The organism is Glutamicibacter sp. BW80, assembly GCF_002332385.1.
In the GTDB taxonomy this organism is placed as follows: Bacteria; Actinomycetota; Actinomycetes; order Actinomycetales; family Micrococcaceae; genus Glutamicibacter.
The window spans coordinates 1-3095 of sequence record NZ_NRGV01000002.1 but is presented as its reverse complement, the minus strand read 5'-3'; the positions used below and the strand labels follow the sequence as shown (position 1 = coordinate 3095).

The 3095-nt window shown below is 61.5% G+C and carries 3 protein-coding genes; all 3 read right to left on the bottom strand.

All coding sequences use genetic code 11. The annotated features are described in order from the left end of the window. Nucleotides 1-20: 20 nt before the first annotated feature. The gene (locus tag CIK76_RS01350) at nucleotides 21-1010 is read right to left on the bottom strand and encodes a tyrosine-type recombinase/integrase (RefSeq protein ID WP_096283013.1); all 990 of its coding nucleotides are present in this window, start codon (nucleotides 1008-1010) and stop codon (nucleotides 21-23) included. Further along, entirely contained in the window at nucleotides 1007-1930 is a 924-nt protein-coding gene (locus CIK76_RS01345; RefSeq protein WP_096283012.1) for a tyrosine-type recombinase/integrase, read from the bottom strand. Before CIK76_RS01345 ends, CIK76_RS01350 begins: the two co-directional genes overlap by 4 nt. Beyond that, nucleotides 1927-3095 (bottom strand): tyrosine-type recombinase/integrase (locus tag CIK76_RS01340; RefSeq protein WP_096283011.1); only part of this gene is annotated, 1169 nt, incomplete at its 5' end. The genes CIK76_RS01340 and CIK76_RS01345, both read right to left, overlap by 4 nt.

Genomic DNA, 3095 nt, shown 5'->3' with positions numbered 1-3095 from the left:
CCTGAACCGCTCGGCATAATTCAGAGCGCTTCAAGGTAGTCAAGAAGCGAGTCAGGCGCTCGATAGCGGTTCCGAGTTTCTTTGAACGACGTCATTTTGTCCAACGCGCGTTGTTTGACGGCAAGATCGGCGTGCATATAGATCTGTGTCGAGGCGATGCTCTCGTGGCCGAGCCAGAGCGCGATGACCGAGATGTCCACACCGGCTTCGCGCAGGAACATGGCGGCGCTGTGGCGAAGGACATGAGGGGTGACTCGCTTGGTCGCCAATGATGGGCATCCAACGGCAGCAGTGGTGGAATATTTTGTCACCAGCCATTCAACGGCGTCGGTGCTCAACGTCGTGCCATTCCGGCTCGGGAACAGGGGTGCATCGGGTTGGACGCCACTGGCTTTGAACCACGCCCGCATCGTGGCCACGGTTCCCGTGGTCAGGGGCGTGGAGCGCTGTTTTCGGCCCTTGCCACGGCAGCGAACATGCGCACCGATTCCCAGGAACACATCTTCTCCGCGCAGGCCGGTAAGCTCGCTCACGCGCATACCGGTTTGGACGGCGAGAGTGAGCAGTGCATGGTCGCGGCGACCGATCCAGGCGCTGCAGTCGGGGACGGCGAGGATCGCCTCAACCTCCTCTTTGGTGAGGAATTCTACGATTCCCCTCTCGAACCGTTTCTGTGGGATCGACAGGACCCGGGCAATCAGCTCGGCATGTTCGGGGTGCTGGAGAGCGGCGAACCTGAAGAGCGAATGGATCGCGGCCAAACGGGCATTTCTGCTCCGTATGCAGTTCTTCCGCTCAGTTTCCAGGTGGCTGAGGAACGCTCCGATCGTCGGGGCATCCAGGTCGCGGAAGTCGAGGTTCGCCGGGGCGATCCGCTTTGTCTCAAGGATGAATGCCAGCAGCAGCCGGAACGTGTCACGGTAGGCAGCGACTGTGGCGGGGCTGACTTGTCGTTGGGTGATGAGGCGGTCGGTGAAAAACTTTTGCAGGGTTGGGGCGAGGGCGCTCATGGTAGTTCTCCCAGGAATTCTTCAAGGTGCTGCCCGACGATGGCGAACAGCTCGGGTGAGGCTTGCAGGTACCAATAGGTGGAGGCCGGGTCGCTGTGCCCAAGGACTGCCGAGAGCAGCGGTATCCGCGCGTCGACATCGACCTGTTGTTGGTGCCAATCGATCAACTGGCGAACCGCGTAGCTGTGTCTCAGGTCGTGGATCCGGGGGCGTGCTCGTTCTCCGCGCCCCGTCAGGCCGGCCTTGTCGATCAGGGAGGGGAACGTTGCATTGAGCGAATTCTTGTTCAGTCTGGTTCCCCGTGTAGAGACGAATACCGAGGGCGCCACGGGGAGCTGAAAGTGAAAGTCAACGCAGTCAAAGTAGTTTTGGAGTGCCTGAACGGTCGTTTCATGCAACGGCACTTTTCGGCCGCCACCTTTGGCATCACGGACTACCAGTAGTGATTGCTCCCGGTCGAGGTCCTCTCGGTTCAACGCCAAAGCTTCTCCCCGCCGGAGACCCGTGACTGAAAGCAAACCGATAAAGGCCTCGTAGGTGGCCGCACGCAGTGGCGGGTTCAGAGCCCGGGCGGCCTCCATCAACGCTCCGATATCGACATCGGAATATAGATATGGTGCAATTCGTTGCTGCCGTGCCGGAAGCAGGTCACGTGGCGGCACCTCGGTGTCAGGGTCAAGGTTGCGCAGGTATTGTGCGAAGCCGCGCACGAAACCCAATCGTTGGCGCCACCAGAGAGGTTCGGCATTCACCGGCTGGGTAGCCCACGCGAGAGCCAGCTCGGTGCTGACGTGCTCGGCGCCATGGTTGTGCAGGAAGCTGACGAAGTCGGGCAACAAGGAGCCGGCATCGACGAGTTTGAAGCCCAAGCCCCGGCGCATGGCGAGGTAGGTGTCGACGGCGGCGGAAAGATCGATCATCGCGCACCTGGCCAGGGTCGTGCCAACTCGCTCGTCCAGGCAGGGTCAATGGTGGTGTAGGAGACCGTGACTGCCAGGCTCCGGTGCCTCATGACTTGAGCGATCTCCAGCCACGAAGCGCCAACGCGCGCCAGCTGTGTTGCCGTGCCGTGCCGCAGCAGGTGCGCACCCATCGGTGGCAGCCCAACACGGTCGGCCACGCGTGCCACGACATCACCGACCCCTGTGGGGCTCATAGCGCCTTCTGGCGCTCTGACGTGAACGAACAAGGCCCTGCAACCGGCCGGGACGCGACGATGGGCCTCGTGGAGGTAGTGCACGAGCGCTTCACCGACATCGGTCGGGATTGGCAGAACTTCGTGGCGATTCCCTTTTCCCCGGACCGTGATTTCACCACGGCGCCAGTTGATGTCATCGACCCTCAAGCCGGCCACCTCGCCTCGGCGTAGTCCCATCCGCCACAGGACCGTCAGAATCGCACGGTCGCGTAAACCGACGTCGCTGGCGCATTCACAGCCATCGAGCAGGCGCAGGAAGTCGCTTTGGGTGAGCTCGCATGGAACGTGGGGACGGTGTCCGGTGAGTTTTGGCAGAGCCGCGGCGAGCGGTGCGGTGGTGATTCCGGCGACGTGGAGGAATCGGAGAAATGATGCCAACGCGGTCACGGTCTTCTTCGACCACCCGATACTTGAGCGCGCGCAGAGCGCCGCAATATACGTGGTGACCTCGGCCGCTGAGAGCTCCTCAAGCCGGAGTGTCCGCTGGTTGCAGAAAATATCAGCGACACGCATGTTGGCCACGATCGAGCTTTCAACAAGCCCACGTTCGGTGGACAGGTAACCGCGATACTGCTCAAGGATCTGTGAGGTCGGATCCAGCGGTGTGATCTTCGGAGGCACCACACCGATTTGGCGCAAATACGCGATCGGAACCGAAAAGTTTGCGACAGCCACAAACGTCGTTCGGTGTGCGGCTTGCCGGGCCGCGACGAACCGATCCACGCAGGAATCGTCCAGGTCGCTGGCAGTCAAACGATGCTCGTGCAACCACCGATCCAATGCCGCAAGTTGACGCAGCCGCCACCGAACCGAGTCCGGCGCATAACCGCGGTCTTCGAGATGCTTGCGAAAGCCTTCCACATACAGCGAAAGCGGGCTGGCTTCCC

What these genes read in the sequence shown, in the direction of transcription:
- CIK76_RS01350 (WP_096283013.1), bottom strand. Translation starts at nt 1,010, where the DNA reads ATGAGCGCCCTCGCCCCAACCCTGCAAAAGTTTTTCACCGACCGCCTC.
- CIK76_RS01345 (WP_096283012.1), bottom strand. Translation starts at nt 1,930, where the DNA reads ATGATCGATCTTTCCGCCGCCGTCGACACCTACCTCGCCATGCGCCGG.